Raw genomic sequence first — 15292 nt, forward strand, 5'->3', positions numbered from 1 at the left:
CTCCTTGATTGATTTGCCTTGCTTTTGGCTATATAGCCTTATACTTCTTCGACGGAGATCAGGTGGCTAACGGTGTTAACCATGCCGCGGATCGCCGCGTTGTCTTCTTTAACGACCGTCGAGTTCACTTTGCCGAGGCCCAGCGATTTGACGGTTTGGCGTTGGTTCTCAGGACGGCCGATCAAGCTGCGCTTGAGGGTGATCTGCAATTTCGCCATTTTAACCCCTCCTTAACCCAACAGCTCTTCCACGGTTTTACCGCGGAGCTTGGCTACGTCTTCGGCGCGCTTCAGGCGGGACAGACCTTCCAACGTCGCGTTGATCATGTTCATCGAGTTGGAGGAACCCAGCGATTTCGTCAAAATATCGCCGACGCCGGCCAGTTCGAGTACAGCGCGGACAGGACCGCCCGCGATGACGCCCGTACCTTCGGATGCCGGCTTCAGCAGCACTTTGCCGGCGCCGAAGTGACCCGTAACGGCGTGCGGAATCGTCTTGCCGACAAGCGGAATGAAAATCAAATTCTTTTTGGCGTCGTCGACGCCTTTGCGGATTGCGTCCGGTACTTCGCTGGCTTTGCCGATGCCCGCGCCAACCCAACCTTTGCCGTCCCCTACGACGACAAGTGCGCTGAAGCTAAAGCGACGGCCGCCCTTGACGACTTTGGAAACGCGGTTGATCTGGACCATTTTTTCGGTAAGTTCCAGGCTATTAGGATCTACACGCAAGTCGTTAACCTCCTTGTTTGCGTAATATTAGAACTGAAGACCGGCTTCGCGAGCCGCGTCCGCCAGTGCTTGAATGCGTCCGTGGTACAGGTAACCGCCGCGGTCGAATACGATGCTCTCGTATCCCTTCGCTTTAGCGCGCTCTGCCACCAGTTGACCGACTTTAGCCGCCGCTTCGACGCTGCCGCCGTTGCCGATCTCGCCGATTTCCTTGTCCAGCGTGGATGCCGATGCCAGGGTCACGCCCTTGACGTCGTCGATCAGCTGCGCATAGATATGCTTGGAAGAACGGAACACGGAGAGGCGCGGACGTTCGTTCGTGCCGCTGATCTTCTTGCGCACGCGCAGGTGACGCTTCAGACGGGCTTTGTTCTTGTCGCCTTTGGTAATCATTCCGGGGTTCACTCCCTTCTCGCTTCGCTATCCGACCGGTGTCAGGCAACGGATCGCCGTGTGCCGGCCGAGTGCCATATGCTGAGCGGCTCGTCGCCGCCGTTCATTACTTCTTCTTGCCGGCTTTGCCTTCCTTGCGGATAATGCGTTCGCCTTCGTACTTGATGCCTTTGCCCTTGTACGGCTCAGGCGGACGGACTTCGCGGATCTTGGCTGCGATCGCGCCGACCGCTTCCTTGTCGATGCCGCGAACCGTGATGCGGTTCTGAGCCGGCACGTCGAACTCGATGCCGCCTGCTGCGAGGAATTCGACCGGATGCGAGTAGCCGACGTTCAGGACGAGCTTCTCGCCTTGCTTGCTGGCACGGTAACCGACGCCGACAAGCTCAAGGTTTTTCGCGAAGCCTTCGGTAACGCCGCTTACCATGTTGGCGACGACGGAGCGCGTCGTGCCGTGCAGGGCGCGATGTTCTTTGTTGTCGGAAGGACGTTCGACGTTGATGACGCCTTCTTCGACGACCAGCTTCATGTCTTTATGCAGTTCGCGGCTCAGCGTGCCCTTGGGGCCCTTCACCGTGATGACGTTGTTGTCCAGGTTCACGTTCACGCCGTTTGGCACCTGGATGGGTTTGCGTCCGATACGGGACATAGGTACACCTCCTAACTTGTCGCTTTAAATTACCAGACGTAGCAAAGGACTTCGCCGCCGGCTTTCCCTTGACGGGCTTCCTTGTCGGTGATGATGCCTTTGGACGTCGAGATGATCGCGATGCCGAGGCCGCCGAGTACGCGCGGTACTTCGTTCGACTTCGTGTAAACGCGCAGGCCGGGCTTGCTGATACGCTTCAGGCCCGTGATGACGCGCTCGTTGTTCGGTCCGTACTTCAGGAAGATGCGGATCAAACCTTGCTTGTTGTCTTCTACGTATTCGGCGTCGCGGATAAAGCCTTCGCGCTTCAGGATCTCAGCAATTTGCTTTTTGACCGTAGACGCAGGCAGCTCCACCGATTCGTGGCGGACGAGATTCGCGTTGCGAATGCGCGTCAGCATATCTGCAATGGGATCAGACATAACCATGGGGTAAACCTCCTTCCCGAACTAGGCTGATTACCAGCTCGCTTTTTTAACGCCAGGAATCTGGCCTTTGTATGCCAACTCGCGGAAACAAATCCGGCAAATTTTAAACTTTTGCAGCACGGAGTGCGGACGTCCGCAGCGCTCGCACCGCGTGTAAGCCCGAACTTGGAACTTCGGCGGACGCTGCTGCTTGATTTTCATCGACGTTTTTGCCACTTTGCTTTCACACCTCCCGTAGGGTACCTTGGCCTTCCGGCCAGGCTCGGCGGAGTTACTTCACGAACGGTGCGCCCAGTTGGGTCAGCAGTTCGCGCGCTTCTTCGTCCGTATTCGCCGTCGTGACGATGACGATGTCCATCCCGCGGACCTTATCGATCTTGTCGTATTCGATCTCGGGGAAGATCAGTTGCTCCTTCAAGCCGAGCGTGTAGTTGCCGCGACCGTCGAACGATTTGCTCGAGATGCCGCGGAAGTCACGTACGCGAGGAAGCGAGATGTTGAACAGCTTGTCGAGGAAGTAGTACATGCGGTCGCCGCGCAGCGTGACCTTAACGCCGATCGGCGCGTTTTCACGGAGGCGGAAGCCTGCGATGGACTTCTTCGCACGGGTGATGACCGGCTTTTGACCGGCGATCTTTTGCAGATCTTCGACAGCCGCGTCCAGAACCTTGGAGTTCGAGACCGCTTCGCCGACGCCCATGTTGATGACGACCTTCTCGATCTTCGGCACTTGCATGACCGATTTGTAGCTGAACTTCTGCACCAGCGCAGGCGCGATTTCAGCGTTGTAACGTTCTTTCATTCTTGCTGCCATGTGTCACAGTGACCTCCTTTCTTTCGGGGATCGTATTAGTCGATTTCTTGGCCGGACTTCTTCGCGACGCGGACTTTTGTGCCGTTGTCCAGCACCTTGTAGCCGATACGCGTAGGCTTGCCGCTCTTCGGATCCACGTGCATGACGTTGGATACGTGAATCGGCGCTTCTTGCTCGATGATGCCGCCTTGCGGGTTCGTCTGGGAAGGACGCGTATGCTTCTTCACCAGGTTGACGCCTTCGATCAGTACGCGGTTTTGACGCGGGTAAGCGGCGATTACGCGCCCTTTCTTGCCCTTGTCCTTGCCGGTGATGACGATGACGTTATCGTCTTTTTTGACGTGAAGCTTATTGTTGTGCGATTCCAGCACTTTTTTCAAACGGGGCATGGGTACACCTCCTTGAGTGTTTCTCCATGGACATCGGCCGGATTAGAGCACTTCCGGTGCCAGAGAAATGATTTTCATGAAATCACGTTCGCGAAGCTCGCGGGCGACTGGTCCGAAAATACGGGTACCGCGCGGGCTCTTGTCTTCCTTGACGATGACGGCTGCGTTCTCGTCGAACGCGATGTAGGAACCGTCCTTGCGGCGTACCGAACGCTTCGTGCGAACGATAACGCATTTAACGACATCGCCCTTCTTGACAACGCCGCCTGGTGTTGCTTGTTTTACGGAAGCGACGATCAGGTCGCCGATATGGCCGACGCGACGTCCCGTGCCTCCAAGCACGCGGATGCACATCAGTTCCTTCGCGCCCGAGTTGTCGGCAACGCGCAATCTCGTAAACGGTTGAATCATCGTGAGGTCCTCCTTTCGGTGCTAAGGTGGCGTTTCTTACAGAATAACGGCTTTCTCGGTGATCTCGACCAGGCGCCAGTTCTTGTCCTTGGACAGCTTGCGGGTCTCCATGATCTTGACGGTGTCGCCGATTTGCGCTTCGTTGTTCTCGTCGTGCGCCTTGAACTTCTTCGTGTACTTGATCCGCTTATGGTACAGGCTATGCTTCTTGTGAGTCTCCACAGCCACTACGATCGTTTTGTCCATCTTGTCGCTGACGACTTTGCCGATCTGAACCTTACGGTTGTTGCGTTCGCTCATGGTAATACTCCTTCCCGGAGGCGTCTCAGGAATCGAATCAGCAATTAGCTGATGATGCCCAGTTCACGCTCGCGCAAAATGGTTTTGGCCCGGGCAATTTCTTTCCGCAGCTCGCTGATGCGGTGCGGGTTGTCCAGTTGGCCGGTAGCCAGTTGGAAACGAAGGTTGAACAGCTCTTCCTTGAAGCCGGAAACCTTCTGTTCGATTTCAACCGAAGTGAGGTTACGGAATTCACTGGCCTTCATTTGCTTCACCACCCAGTTCTTCGCGTTTCACGAACTTCGTCTTGATCGGCAGCTTGTGCGCGGCCAGACGCATCGCTTCGCGTGCGATTTCCTCGGGTACGCCAGCCAGCTCGAACAAAATCTTGCCCGGCTTTACGACGGCTACCCACTTTTCAACGTTACCTTTACCGCTACCCATCCGCACCTCGAGAGGCTTTTGGGTAATCGGCTTGGACGGGAAGATCTTGATCCATACCTTACCGCCACGCTTGATATAACGGGTCATCGCGATACGCGCAGATTCGATCTGGCGGTTCGTCACCCACGAAGGCTCCAGTGCTTGCAAGCCGAATTCGCCGAAGCTCACTTCCGTGCCGCCCTTGGCACGACCCTTCATCTTCCCGCGGTGCTGCTTGCGGTGTTTGACGCGTTTAGGGACCAACATGCTTAGTTGCCTCCTTCCTCAGCTACTACTCTCTTCTTCTTGGCTGGAAGGACTTCGCCGCGGTAGATCCAGACTTTGACGCCGATGCGACCGTAGGTCGTGTGCGCTTCAGCCGTACCGTAGTCGATGTCGGCGCGCAGCGTGTGAAGCGGAACCGTTCCTTCGCTGTAGCCTTCCGTACGTGCGATTTCGGCGCCGCCCAGACGTCCGCTAACGAGGGTCTTGATACCCTTCGCGCCCATGCGCAGCGTGCGCTGCATCGATTGCTTCATGGCGCGGCGGAAAGAGATACGGCGTTCGAGTTGTTGCGCGATGCTCTCGGCGACAAGGATGGCATCCATTTCCGGGGTCTTGATCTCGGAGATGTTGATGTGCACCTTCTTGCCGTTCGTCAGCTTCGTCAGCTGACCGCGGATCACTTCTACTTCGGAACCGCCCTTGCCGATGACCATGCCCGGCTTGGCAGTATGAATCGTTACGTTGACGCGGTTCGCAGCGCGTTCGATCTCGAAGCGCGATACCGATGCGTCCTTAAGCTTGGCCTTGAGGAATTCGCGGATTTTGACATCTTCCATAAGAAGCGTGCCGAAGTCCTTTTCAGCGTACCACTTGGATTCCCAATCGCGGATGACGCCGATGCGAAGACCGACCGGATTTACTTTCTGACCCACACGTTATCCCTCCTTATTTCTCGGATACGACCAGCGTGATGTGGCTGGAGCGCTTGAAGATGCTGAACGCGCGGCCCTGCGAACGGGGTTGGAACCGTTTGAGGGTCGGACCTTCGTTGACGAATGCTTCGCTGATAACCAGCTTGTTGACGTCGAGCTGATAGTTGTGCTCTGCGTTAGCCACTGCGGAGTTCAGAAGCTTCTCCAGGATCGGGGAAGCCGAACGCGGCGTGTGGCGCAGAATGGCGATTGCGTCGCCTACCTTCTTGCCGCGGATCAGATCTGCGACCAGACGGACTTTGCGGGCCGGGATACGGATGTATCGCGCTACGGCCTTGGCTTCTTGTGCCATCGATGTACCTCCTCCCGTATTGCGATCGCCGGACGAGGCCGGCGCTTAGGATTTATCGTTTGCCGGTTTTCTTGTCGTCGGCGGTATGGCCTTTGTACGTGCGCGTAGGCGCGAATTCACCAAGCTTGTGACCGACCATGTCTTCCGATACGTATACCGGCACATGCTTGCGGCCATCGTAGACGGCGAACGTGTGACCTACGAATTGCGGGAAAATCGTCGAACGACGCGACCACGTCTTGATGACGACTTTCTTGCTGGACTCGTTCAACACTTCGACTTTCTTCAACAGATAGCCGTCGATGAACGGGCCTTTCTTTAAGCTGCGACCCATGGGTAAATCCTCCCTTCAGCCCGGAATGGACTCGCCTTTACTTGCGGCGGCGTACGATATATTGGCTCGAGGCCTTCTTCTTCTTGCGCGTCTTGTAACCGAGCGTCGGCTTGCCCCATGGGGACAGAGGAGACTTGCGGCCGATTGGAGCGCGGCCTTCGCCACCGCCGTGCGGGTGATCGACCGGGTTCATGACGACACCGCGGACAACCGGGCGTTTGCCGAGGTTGCGGGAGCGGCCGGCTTTACCGATGTTGATCAGCTCGTGGTCTTGGTTGCCCACGGAACCGATCGTAGCGCGGCACTGCTTCAGGATGCGGCGAATCTCGCCGGATGCCAGACGGATCGTGACGTAAGTCTCTTCCTTGCCCAGCAGTTGAGCTTCGGTACCTGCAGCGCGAACGAGTTGTCCGCCCTTGCCCGGCTTCAGCTCGATGTTGTGGATAACCGTACCGACCGGGATGTTCTCCAGCGGAAGGGCGTTGCCCACCTTGATGTCGGCCTCCGGACCGGAGACGATCTGGTCGCCGACCTTGAGTCCCTTAGGAGCGACGATGTAGCTCTTCGCGCCGTCCAGGTAGTGGATCAGAGCGATATAAGAGGTACGGTTCGGGTCGTACTCGATCTGAGCGACCTTGCCCGGTACGCCGTCTTTGTTGCGCTTGAAGTCGATGATACGATACTTGCGCTTGTGTCCGCCGCCTTGGTGACGAACCGTAATCTTGCCTTGATGGTTACGGCCGCCGCGCTTCGACAGCGGTGCAAGCAAGGATTTCTCCGGTACGTTCGTGGTGACTTCCTCGAACGTCGACATCGTCATTTCGCGACGGCTAGGCGATGTCGGATTAAACTTTTTTGACTGGCACTTGGTTTCCCTCCTTACTTTACGAAGATGTTAGACCGATGCTTCGAAAAATTCGAGCGGCTTGCTGTCCGCGGACAGCTGCACGATGGCCTTCTTCCATTCGGAAGTGTAGCCGGAGTGGCGGCCGTAGCGGCGCGGCTTCGGCGGTACGCGCATCGTGTTGACGCTGACGACCTTCACCTTGAAGATCGCTTCGATCGCTTGCTTGATTTCCGTCTTGTTCGTGCGAAGATCGACTTCGAAGACGTACTTCAGCTGATCGATAAATTCGCTCGTGCGTTCCGTGATGACGGGGCGCTTGATAATATCGCGAGGGTCTTTCATTACGCGAATACCTCCTCGACTTTAGCGACCGCGTCCTTCGTGATGATGAGCTTGTCGTGAACAAGTACATCGAGCACGTTGATTCCGTTGGCGGAGACGAACTTGACGCCGGGAATGTTGCGTGCGGACAGGGCCACATTGTTCTCATAATCGGCAGTGACGACGAGCGCCTTGCGGCCGACCTTGAGGTTGTTCAAAATGCCTTGGAATTCCTTCGTCTTAGGCGTTGCCAGGCTCAGTTGATCCAGAACGATGATGTCGCTGGCGATGACTTTGCTGGACAGCGCGGACTTGATCGCCAGACGGCGAACCTTGCGCGGAAGCTTGAAGCCGTAGCTGCGCGGAGTCGGTCCAAAAACGACGCCGCCGCCTTTCCATTGCGGGGAACGGATTGAGCCCTGACGAGCGCGGCCGGTACCCTTTTGCTTCCATGGCTTGCGGCCGCCCCCGCGTACTTCGGAGCGTCCTTTGGTCTTGTGAGTGCCTTGGCGCACGGATGCTTGTTGAAGCACGACCGCGCTGTGCATGACCGATGCGTTCGGATTGACGCCGAAGATCAGGTCCGACAGTTCGATCTCGCCGACCGCGCTGCCGCTCACGTTGTATACAGATACTTTAGGCATGTGGTAGTCCTCCTTTCTTGTTGAATCGGATTATTTCTTCACCGACGAGCGGAGTTTGAGGTAGCTGTTGCGAGCGCCCGGCACGGAACCCTTGATCAGGATCACGTTGCGTTCAACGTCGATCTTGACGACTTCGAGGTTTTGAACCGTGATCGTCTCGGAGCCGAGACGGCCGTGCATTTTCTTGCCCTTAGGAACGCGGTTCGCGTCGCGAATCGTTGCGAGCGAGCCATTACCGCGGTGGTACTTCGAACCGTGCGTCATCTTGCCGCGTTGGAAGCCCCAACGCTTGATGGCGCCAGCCGTACCTTTACCTTTGGAGATCCCCGTTACGTCAACAAATTGCCCTTCGGCAAATACGTCAACTTTAACTTCAGCGCCGACTTCGAGTTCCGAAGATCCGCTAACTTCGCGGATGAAGCGCTTGGGCGCCGTACCGGCCTTCTTTGCATGGCCCGTTTCCGGCTTGTTTGCGAGCTTTTCGCGCTTGTCGGCAAAGCCGAGCTGCACAGCTTCATAACCGTCGTTGTCGGAAGTTTTCTTCTGCAGCACGACGTTTGGCGTTGCTTCGATGACGGTGACCGGCACGACGCTTCCGTCAGCCGCGAACACTTGCGTCATACCGAGCTTACGTCCCAAGATTCCTGGCATGTTGACACCTCTCTTCTACTTCTTATTCACATCTGGATAAGGATTGGTATTGCTTATTACAGCTTGATCTCGATGTCAACGCCGGACGGCAGGTCCAGACGCATCAGCGCGTCGACCGTTTGCGGCGTCGGATTGACGATGTCGATCAGGCGCTTGTGCGTACGCATTTCGAACTGCTCACGCGAATCCTTGTACTTGTGGACCGCGCGCAGGATCGTGATGATCTGCTTTTCGGTCGGCAGCGGGATCGGACCGGATACGCCGGCACCCGTGCGCTTTGCCGTTTCTACGATCTTCTCCGCGGATTGATCAAGAATGCGGTGGTCGTAGGCTTTCAAACGGATACGGATTTTTTTGCTTTGCCATAGAAAATTCCCTCCTTCATTCGCCCAATTTTGGAATCGGACATACTCCGCGAGAATACCCCGACGTTAACCGCTCAGCCACCCTATGGCAAAGGGGCCGGGTGTGTCGGCAACCTCTCACATCATCGCACAGTCGCAGACCAACATTCACTATTATAGCGATTCGCATGGGCCAATGCAACAAAATTCTATACATTTTTCAAGAAGCATGATTGTGCGCAGGATCGGCGCCTGGTTACAGCGATCGTTCGTCGCGTTTCTTCTATATAAATGGCGCATCATAAAGGATGCACCGAATGCAAAAAAAGACCTTACCGAGCTGCTAAGCCCGATAAGGTCTATTTAAGGAATTGAAATTACTTTTGGATGGAAGCAACAGCGCCGGCGCCAACCGTACGTCCGCCTTCGCGGATGGAGAAGCGCGTGCCTTCTTCAACGGCGATCGGAGCGATCAGTTGAACGGTAACGGTGATGTTGTCGCCAGGCATAACCATCTCGGTGCCTTCCGGCAGGTTGATGATACCCGTAACGTCAGTTGTACGGAAGTAGAACTGAGGACGGTAGCCCGTGAAGAAAGGCTTGTGACGGCCGCCTTCTTCTTTGGTCAGGACGTAGATTTGAGCCGTGAATTCCGTGTGCGGCTTAACCGAACCCGGCTTCGCGATAACTTGACCGCGCTCGATGTCCTTACGGTCAACGCCGCGAAGCAGTGCGCCGACGTTGTCGCCCGCTTGAGCGGAGTCGAGCAACTTACGGAACATTTCTACGCCGGTAACGACGGATTTGCGGGAATCTTCAACCAGGCCGATGATTTCAACTTCATCGCCGATTTTGATCGTACCGCGTTCTACACGGCCGGTAGCAACCGTACCGCGGCCCGTGATCGTGAACACGTCCTCGACTGGCATAAGGAAAGGCTTAGCCGTGTCGCGCTCAGGTTGCGGGATGTAGGTGTCGACTTGTTCGAACAGCTCGACGATCTTGTCAGCCCAAGGGCCGTCAGGATTTTGCAGAGCTTCGCGAGCAGCGCCGCGGATGATCGGCGTGTCGTCGCCCGGGAACTCATACTCGTTCAGCAGGTCGCGAACTTCCATTTCAACCAGCTCGAGGAGCTCTTCGTCTTCAACCATGTCGCACTTGTTCAGGAATACGACGATGTAAGGAACGCCGACTTGCTTGGAGAGCAGGATGTGCTCGCGCGTTTGCGGCATAGGGCCGTCAGCAGCGGATACAACCAGGATCGCGCCGTCCATTTGAGCAGCGCCGGTGATCATGTTCTTGACATAGTCGGCGTGTCCAGGGCAGTCAACGTGAGCATAGTGACGGTTAGGCGTTTCGTATTCAACGTGAGCCGTGGAGATCGTGATACCGCGCTCGCGCTCTTCTGGAGCCTTGTCGATTTGGTCGAACGCAACGGCTGCGCCGCCGTACTTCTTGGACAGAACCGTCGTGATGGCAGCCGTCAGCGTCGTTTTGCCGTGGTCGACGTGGCCGATCGTACCGATGTTAACGTGCGGTTTGTTACGTTCAAATTTAGCCTTTGCCATGGATCTTTTCTCCTCCTTGTTAGTAAAGCCATTTTATAGGGAGGACAACGCCGGAGGCTTCACGCCTCGCGGCTCGTCCGAATGCCCGAAAACTTATGCGCCCTTGCTCTTGGAGATGATCTCTTCGGAGATGGAACGCGGTACTTCTTCGTAGTGCGACAGTTCCATGGAGAATACGCCACGGCCCTGCGTACCGGAACGAAGAACGGTGGAGTAGCCGAACATCTCAGCCAGCGGCACCTTGGCGCGAACGATGAGCGCACCGTGACGGGTGTCGCTGCCTTCGATGCGTCCGCGGCGGGAGCTGAGCATGCCCATGACATCGCCCATGTACTCTTCCGGAACGGTTACTTCGACCTTCATGATCGGCTCGAGCAGGACGGGGTTACACTTGTCCTTGGCAGCCTTAAGCGCCATCGAACCGGCGATCTTGAACGCCATTTCGTTCGAGTCGACGTCGTGGTACGATCCGTCGAAGATCGTCGCTTTGATATCGACGAGCGGGAAGCCGGCCAATACGCCGTTCTTCATCGACTCTTCGATACCGGCTTGTACCGGCGCGATGTACTCGCGCGGAACTACGCCGCCGACAACCTTGTTCTCGAACACGAAGCCGGAACCGGCTTCGAGCGGTTCGAACTCGACCCAGCAGTGGCCGTATTGGCCGCGGCCGCCGGATTGACGAACGAACTTGCCTTCGACCTTCGCAGCTTGCTTGAACGTCTCGCGGTAAGCGACTTGCGGCTTGCCCACGTTCGTCTCGACTTTGAACTCGCGAAGCATGCGGTCGACGAGAATCTCCAGGTGAAGCTCGCCCATGCCGGCGATGATCGTCTGGCCAGTCTCTTCGTCCGTGTGCGCGCGGAAAGTCGGGTCTTCTTCGGCGAGCTTCTGCAGCGCGATACCCATCTTGTCTTGGTCGGCCTTCGTCTTGGGCTCAACCGCAAGCTGGATAACCGGCTCCGGGAAGTTCATCGATTCGAGGATAACCGGATTCTTCTCGTCGCACAGCGTGTCGCCGGTCGTCGTGTCCTTCAGTCCGACCGCAGCGGCGATATCGCCGGAGTAGACGATGCTGATTTCTTGACGGCTGTTCGCGTGCATCTGCAGAATGCGTCCGATACGCTCGCGCTTGTTCTTCGTCGCGTTGACGACGTACGAACCGGAGTTCAGGACGCCGGAGTAAACGCGGAAGAACGTCAGCTTGCCGACGAACGGGTCGGTCATGATCTTGAACGCCAGCGCCGAGAACGGCTCGGTGTCGGAAGAATGACGAACCGTCTCTTCGCCGTCTTCGGTCGTGCCTTTGATTGCAGGGACGTCGATCGGAGCCGGGAGGAAGTCGACGACTGCGTCCAGCATCGGCTGAACGCCTTTGTTGCGGTAAGAAGAGCCGCAGACGACCGGGAAGATACGAACTTCCACGACGCCCTTGCGAAGCGCTGCCTTGATCTCTGCGACCGACAGTTCTTCCCCTTCAAGATACTTCGCCATCAGATCGTCGTCAAGCTCGGCGACCTTCTCGACGAGCTCAAGACGAAGTTCTTCGGCTTGATCCGCCAGGTCGGCCGGGATCTCGACCGTCTTCGGATCCTTGCCCAGATCGTCCTCGTAAACATAAGCGACCCGTTCGATCAGGTCGACCATGCCGACGAAGCCGTTCTCGGCGCCGATCGGAAGCTGGATGGCGACAGCGTTGGCTTGCAGACGCGAACGCATATCGGATACGACGTTCAGGAAGTCTGCGCCGATGATGTCCATCTTGTTCACGTACGCGATGCGCGGAACGCCGTAACGGTCGGCTTGACGCCATACCGTCTCGGACTGAGGTTCTACGCCTTCTTTGGCGCTAAATACGCCTACAGCCCCGTCCAATACGCGCAGCGAGCGCTCGACCTCAACCGTAAAGTCAACGTGTCCCGGTGTGTCGATAATATTGATGCGGTGACCCTTCCATTGAGCGGTCGTCGCAGCAGACGTGATCGTGATGCCGCGCTCTTGCTCTTGCTCCATCCAGTCCATCGTAGCGGCGCCTTCGTGCACTTCGCCGATCTTGTGGACACGGCCGGTATAGAACAGAATCCGCTCGGTCGTGGTCGTCTTGCCCGCATCGATATGCGCCATGATGCCGATGTTGCGCGTATTTTGCAAGGAGAACTCCCTAGCCATGCATTTGTCTCCTTTCGTTCCCTAGTGTCCGCGGGATTACCAGCGGTAGTGGGCGTACGCTTTGTTGGCTTCAGCCATCTTGTGCGTGTCTTCGCGCTTCTTGACGGCAGCGCCGGTGTTGTTCGAAGCGTCGAGAATCTCGGCAGCCAAACGTTCTTCCATCGTCTTCTCGCCGCGGTTGCGGGAGTAGTTGACGAGCCAGCGCAGTCCAAGGGACGTGCGGCGCTCCGGCTTGACTTCGATCGGAACTTGGTAGTTGGCGCCGCCTACGCGGCGAGCCTTGACTTCGAGCACTGGCATGATGTTCTTGATGGCAGCTTCGAAAACTTCCATCGGATCCTTGCCGGAGCGCTCTTGAATCAGCGTGAACGCATTGTAAAGCAGCTGCTGGGCTACGCCCTTCTTGCCGTCGATCATGATGCGGTTGACGAGGCGAGTGACGAGCTTGCTGTTGTAGACCGGATCCGGGAGCACGTCCCGCTTCGGTACTGGTCCTTTACGTGGCACTTGAGTTCCTCCTTTCCCATATCAATGATAAAGCCGAAATGTTCCGGCAAAATTAATCTTACTTCTTCACCTTAGCGCGCTTCGTGCCGTACTTGGAACGAGCTTGCTTGCGGTTGTTGACGCCTGCGGTATCGAGCGCGCCGCGAACGATGTGATAACGTACGCCCGGAAGGTCCTTGACCCGGCCGCCGCGAATCAATACGACGCTGTGCTCTTGCAGGTTGTGACCGATACCCGGAATGTAAGCCGTGACTTCTACGCGGTTCGTCAGACGTACACGCGCGTACTTACGAAGTGCGGAGTTCGGTTTTTTTCGGCGTCATCGTGCCTACGCGCGTGCATACGCCGCGCTTTTGAGGAGCGCTCAGGTCGGTCTCGATGCGCTTCAGGGCGTTGAATCCCTTTTGCAGTGCAGGAGACTTGGACTTGACCACCTTAGGCTCGCGACCTTTGCGAACGAGCTGGTTAATTGTTGGCATGTTGCCACCCCCTTCCCATGATTGCCTTGCATAAAACTAACGGCTACCGGTTCCCGCGGCGCGAAGCCCACAGATCCAGGCGGTTCATTTTGAGAAAAACGAAAGGGTCCGCCCGCTGAACTCCCCAAACGAGAAGCGCGGTAAGGTCCCGGTTCATGCTCTCTCTACTACCACGGCCATCGCCGTGCCGACATCGATACCGCACTGTCTGCCGAGCTCTCGCATGGTGCTCACCTCGGTTAAGGGAACGCCACGCTGCTGGCACAGCTGCGCGATGCGGCCGATCAGGCGCGAATCTGCATCTTGCGCGACATAGACGCCGATGGCCTTGCCTTGTTCTACCATCTTGGTCGTCTGCTTGGTGCCGACTTTGACGTTGTTCGCAAGATGATGAGCCATCAAGTCCATCGAAACAACTCCTACGAAACGATCAAAATCCACCACGTCGGGCACACACATAGGCTATCTTAACACCTTGGTTAGGCAGTGTCAAGGAAGCCTTTAACGCCAATTTCATCGCGTCCGAGCGCTCAGAACGTCTACGGGTTGCAATCCGTTTCGCGGCATCTTTAATGGTTTCAATCGCTGTGTGGCAGGGACGAAAAGATTCCCGATCGTACAGACAAAGACGACAGCTGCGCGCCGGGGAAGGGCCACGCAGCTGTCTTGGCGTTTATTTCGATGAAGCGAGCGCTTTCGGCTTCGCTAATCTATTCTGCTGCCTCGCCCGCATAAAGATATATTCGGTATAGAAAGACTGCCGCTTCAGCCCTCGTCGCGTGTTCGACGGGGCGAATTCTTCCTTCATTGCCTTGAATCAGCCCGGCGGCCGCGAGTCTCGCTATTCCTTCGCGGGCGTAAGCGGAAATCTGGCCGAAATCCTCAAACTCAGGCGGAGATCCGGCTTCCGGCGCTTCCAGCATGCCTTGCGACCGGAGCGCCCGCGCCGCCATCGTCATCATCTCCTGCCGGGATATGACCGCGTTCGGCAGGAAGCGGCCGTCTCCCGCGCCATTCGATATGCCGTTCTGCCGCAGAGCGCCGGCAGCCCGGTAGAAGTAATCCCCCGGCTTCACGTCGGTGAAGCTCGACGGCGTATCGCCCGCAAGCCCCAAGGCCTCGACCAGCATAACGGCGAATTCGGCTCGCGTGACGCCGCGGCCCGGTTCGAAGGCCTGGCCGCCTACGCCGCCGACGATCCCTTTTGACGCGAGCGCTTCGATGCTGTCGCGCGCCCATGCATGGCGCTCCAAATCGGCGAAGCTCTTTTTTCGAGAAAGCAACCCCGAACCGCGAGAAATGGTCCGTCGCGAAGACAACGGCGCCGCTCGCGCTGTCGTATCGGCCGTTAGGAATCGGCATCATTCGCCCTTGGGCATCCACGTAATAAGCGATGATGGCACCCGGCGTCCGAAGCTCCTCCTCCGAAGGCGCATAAGGAATCGCTACCGTAATCTTGGCTTGCGGGTTGCGCCATTCTTCGGAAACGCCGTTCCGAAACAGGACGAGGTCGATCAACGGTCTGTCGCCAACTGCCTCAGCAGCCGACGGATCGAGCCGCGACCGATCGCCCGGGGACACCCGAATCGCGATCTCGCCGCCAGCGCCCTCGTCCGCCCGATCC

The 15292-nt window shown here is 57.1% G+C and carries 24 protein-coding genes and 2 pseudogenes; all 26 read right to left on the bottom strand.

What is annotated here, in order from left to right; all coding sequences use genetic code 11:
- Positions 1-38: 38 nt before the first annotated feature.
- Complete coding sequence (rpmD, locus tag OMP40_RS17295; RefSeq protein ID WP_217597974.1) at positions 39-218, bottom strand: 50S ribosomal protein L30; 180 nt, start codon at positions 216-218, stop codon at positions 39-41.
- Positions 219-230: 12 nt separating this feature from the next.
- Positions 231-728, bottom strand: a complete 498-nt coding sequence (rpsE, locus tag OMP40_RS17300; RefSeq protein WP_277533317.1) for a 30S ribosomal protein S5 — start codon at positions 726-728, stop codon at positions 231-233.
- 27 nt (positions 729-755) lie between these two features.
- Positions 756-1121, bottom strand: a complete 366-nt coding sequence (rplR, locus tag OMP40_RS17305; protein WP_217597976.1) for a 50S ribosomal protein L18 — start codon at positions 1119-1121, stop codon at positions 756-758.
- A gap of 106 nt (positions 1122-1227) precedes the next feature.
- Entirely contained in the window at positions 1228-1770 is a 543-nt protein-coding gene (gene rplF, locus OMP40_RS17310) for a 50S ribosomal protein L6 (protein WP_090117901.1), read from the bottom strand.
- A gap of 29 nt (positions 1771-1799) precedes the next feature.
- The gene (gene rpsH, locus OMP40_RS17315) at positions 1800-2198 is read right to left on the bottom strand and encodes a 30S ribosomal protein S8 (protein WP_090117902.1); all 399 of its coding nucleotides are present in this window, start codon (positions 2196-2198) and stop codon (positions 1800-1802) included.
- Positions 2199-2228: 30 nt separating this feature from the next.
- Complete coding sequence (locus OMP40_RS17320) at positions 2229-2414, bottom strand: type Z 30S ribosomal protein S14 (RefSeq protein WP_090117903.1); 186 nt, start codon at positions 2412-2414, stop codon at positions 2229-2231.
- Positions 2415-2469: 55 nt separating this feature from the next.
- The gene (gene rplE / locus OMP40_RS17325; RefSeq protein WP_090117904.1) at positions 2470-3012 is read right to left on the bottom strand and encodes a 50S ribosomal protein L5; all 543 of its coding nucleotides are present in this window, start codon (positions 3010-3012) and stop codon (positions 2470-2472) included.
- Positions 3013-3047: 35 nt separating this feature from the next.
- The gene (rplX, locus tag OMP40_RS17330) at positions 3048-3401 is read right to left on the bottom strand and encodes a 50S ribosomal protein L24 (RefSeq protein ID WP_090117905.1); all 354 of its coding nucleotides are present in this window, start codon (positions 3399-3401) and stop codon (positions 3048-3050) included.
- Positions 3402-3443: 42 nt separating this feature from the next.
- Complete coding sequence (gene rplN, locus OMP40_RS17335) at positions 3444-3812, bottom strand: 50S ribosomal protein L14 (protein ID WP_090117906.1); 369 nt, start codon at positions 3810-3812, stop codon at positions 3444-3446.
- Positions 3813-3848: 36 nt separating this feature from the next.
- On the bottom strand, positions 3849-4112 hold the full coding sequence (rpsQ, locus tag OMP40_RS17340) for a 30S ribosomal protein S17 (protein ID WP_090117907.1): 264 nt from the start codon (positions 4110-4112) through the stop codon (positions 3849-3851).
- 44 nt (positions 4113-4156) lie between these two features.
- Positions 4157-4357 carry a 50S ribosomal protein L29 gene (gene rpmC / locus OMP40_RS17345; protein WP_090117908.1) on the bottom strand — a complete coding sequence of 67 codons (201 nt, stop codon included), beginning with the start codon at positions 4355-4357 and terminating at the stop codon, positions 4157-4159.
- Positions 4344-4781 (bottom strand): 50S ribosomal protein L16, encoded by a 438-nt coding sequence (gene rplP / locus OMP40_RS17350; RefSeq protein ID WP_090117909.1) that lies wholly within the window; start codon positions 4779-4781, stop codon positions 4344-4346. Before rplP ends, rpmC begins: the two co-directional genes overlap by 14 nt.
- 2 nt (positions 4782-4783) lie before the next feature.
- Positions 4784-5452: a 30S ribosomal protein S3 gene (gene rpsC, locus OMP40_RS17355; RefSeq protein WP_277533325.1), complete on the bottom strand. Its 669-nt coding sequence runs from the start codon at positions 5450-5452 to the stop codon at positions 4784-4786.
- 13 nt (positions 5453-5465) lie between these two features.
- Positions 5466-5804, bottom strand: a complete 339-nt coding sequence (gene rplV / locus OMP40_RS17360) for a 50S ribosomal protein L22 (protein ID WP_090117911.1) — start codon at positions 5802-5804, stop codon at positions 5466-5468.
- Positions 5805-5856: 52 nt separating this feature from the next.
- Entirely contained in the window at positions 5857-6138 is a 282-nt protein-coding gene (gene rpsS / locus OMP40_RS17365) for a 30S ribosomal protein S19 (RefSeq protein WP_271754045.1), read from the bottom strand.
- Between the two features lie 37 nt (positions 6139-6175).
- Positions 6176-6994, bottom strand: a pseudogene (rplB, locus tag OMP40_RS17370) (50S ribosomal protein L2); the annotation flags it as partial.
- Positions 6995-7033: 39 nt separating this feature from the next.
- Positions 7034-7327: a 50S ribosomal protein L23 gene (gene rplW, locus OMP40_RS17375; RefSeq protein WP_090117914.1), complete on the bottom strand. Its 294-nt coding sequence runs from the start codon at positions 7325-7327 to the stop codon at positions 7034-7036.
- On the bottom strand, positions 7327-7950 hold the full coding sequence (rplD, locus tag OMP40_RS17380; protein ID WP_277533329.1) for a 50S ribosomal protein L4: 624 nt from the start codon (positions 7948-7950) through the stop codon (positions 7327-7329). Before rplD ends, rplW begins: the two co-directional genes overlap by 1 nt.
- 30 nt (positions 7951-7980) lie before the next feature.
- Positions 7981-8601 (bottom strand): 50S ribosomal protein L3, encoded by a 621-nt coding sequence (gene rplC / locus OMP40_RS17385; RefSeq protein ID WP_090117916.1) that lies wholly within the window; start codon positions 8599-8601, stop codon positions 7981-7983.
- Positions 8602-8657: 56 nt separating this feature from the next.
- Positions 8658-8951 (bottom strand): 30S ribosomal protein S10, encoded by a 294-nt coding sequence (gene rpsJ, locus OMP40_RS17390; RefSeq protein ID WP_277533412.1) that lies wholly within the window; start codon positions 8949-8951, stop codon positions 8658-8660.
- 371 nt (positions 8952-9322) lie between these two features.
- On the bottom strand, positions 9323-10513 hold the full coding sequence (gene tuf, locus OMP40_RS17395) for an elongation factor Tu (protein WP_090117918.1): 1191 nt from the start codon (positions 10511-10513) through the stop codon (positions 9323-9325).
- A 93-nt stretch (positions 10514-10606) separates the two neighbouring features.
- On the bottom strand, positions 10607-12682 hold the full coding sequence (gene fusA, locus OMP40_RS17400) for an elongation factor G (protein ID WP_277533332.1): 2076 nt from the start codon (positions 12680-12682) through the stop codon (positions 10607-10609).
- Between the two features lie 36 nt (positions 12683-12718).
- Positions 12719-13189, bottom strand: a complete 471-nt coding sequence (gene rpsG, locus OMP40_RS17405) for a 30S ribosomal protein S7 (protein ID WP_090117920.1) — start codon at positions 13187-13189, stop codon at positions 12719-12721.
- A gap of 58 nt (positions 13190-13247) precedes the next feature.
- Positions 13248-13668, bottom strand: a pseudogene (gene rpsL / locus OMP40_RS17410) (30S ribosomal protein S12).
- Positions 13669-13821: 153 nt separating this feature from the next.
- A complete protein-coding gene (locus tag OMP40_RS17415) occupies positions 13822-14076 on the bottom strand; it encodes a L7Ae/L30e/S12e/Gadd45 family ribosomal protein (protein ID WP_090117922.1) in 255 nt (84 codons plus the stop codon).
- Between the two features lie 302 nt (positions 14077-14378).
- Entirely contained in the window at positions 14379-14987 is a 609-nt protein-coding gene (locus tag OMP40_RS41885; RefSeq protein ID WP_420871989.1) for an S-layer homology domain-containing protein, read from the bottom strand.
- Between the last annotated feature and the right edge of the window lie 305 nt (positions 14988-15292).

The sequence above is a fragment of the Cohnella rhizosphaerae genome, assembly GCF_029525575.1.
GTDB classification, from domain to species: Bacteria; Bacillota; Bacilli; order Paenibacillales; family Paenibacillaceae; genus Cohnella; species Cohnella rhizosphaerae.

Coding starts and splice junctions, on each gene's coding strand:
- OMP40_RS17415 (WP_090117922.1), bottom strand. CDS start 14,076: ATGGACTTGATGGCTCATCATCTTGCGAACAACGTCAAAGTCGGCACC.
- rpsS (WP_271754045.1), bottom strand. CDS start 6,138: ATGGGTCGCAGCTTAAAGAAAGGCCCGTTCATCGACGGCTATCTGTTG.
- rplV (WP_090117911.1), bottom strand. CDS start 5,804: ATGGCACAAGAAGCCAAGGCCGTAGCGCGATACATCCGTATCCCGGCC.
- rplC (WP_090117916.1), bottom strand. CDS start 8,601: ATGCCAGGAATCTTGGGACGTAAGCTCGGTATGACGCAAGTGTTCGCG.
- rpmC (WP_090117908.1), bottom strand. CDS start 4,357: ATGAAGGCCAGTGAATTCCGTAACCTCACTTCGGTTGAAATCGAACAG.
- rplW (WP_090117914.1), bottom strand. CDS start 7,327: ATGAAAGACCCTCGCGATATTATCAAGCGCCCCGTCATCACGGAACGC.
- rpsH (WP_090117902.1), bottom strand. CDS start 2,198: ATGGTTATGTCTGATCCCATTGCAGATATGCTGACGCGCATTCGCAAC.
- rpsQ (WP_090117907.1), bottom strand. CDS start 4,112: ATGAGCGAACGCAACAACCGTAAGGTTCAGATCGGCAAAGTCGTCAGC.
- rpmD (WP_217597974.1), bottom strand. CDS start 218: ATGGCGAAATTGCAGATCACCCTCAAGCGCAGCTTGATCGGCCGTCCT.
- rplE (WP_090117904.1), bottom strand. CDS start 3,012: ATGGCAGCAAGAATGAAAGAACGTTACAACGCTGAAATCGCGCCTGCG.
- fusA (WP_277533332.1), bottom strand. CDS start 12,682: ATGGCTAGGGAGTTCTCCTTGCAAAATACGCGCAACATCGGCATCATG.
- tuf (WP_090117918.1), bottom strand. CDS start 10,513: ATGGCAAAGGCTAAATTTGAACGTAACAAACCGCACGTTAACATCGGT.
- rplP (WP_090117909.1), bottom strand. CDS start 4,781: ATGTTGGTCCCTAAACGCGTCAAACACCGCAAGCAGCACCGCGGGAAG.
- rplF (WP_090117901.1), bottom strand. CDS start 1,770: ATGTCCCGTATCGGACGCAAACCCATCCAGGTGCCAAACGGCGTGAAC.
- rplN (WP_090117906.1), bottom strand. CDS start 3,812: ATGATTCAACCGTTTACGAGATTGCGCGTTGCCGACAACTCGGGCGCG.
- rplD (WP_277533329.1), bottom strand. CDS start 7,950: ATGCCTAAAGTATCTGTATACAACGTGAGCGGCAGCGCGGTCGGCGAG.
- rplR (WP_217597976.1), bottom strand. CDS start 1,121: ATGATTACCAAAGGCGACAAGAACAAAGCCCGTCTGAAGCGTCACCTG.
- rplX (WP_090117905.1), bottom strand. CDS start 3,401: ATGCCCCGTTTGAAAAAAGTGCTGGAATCGCACAACAATAAGCTTCAC.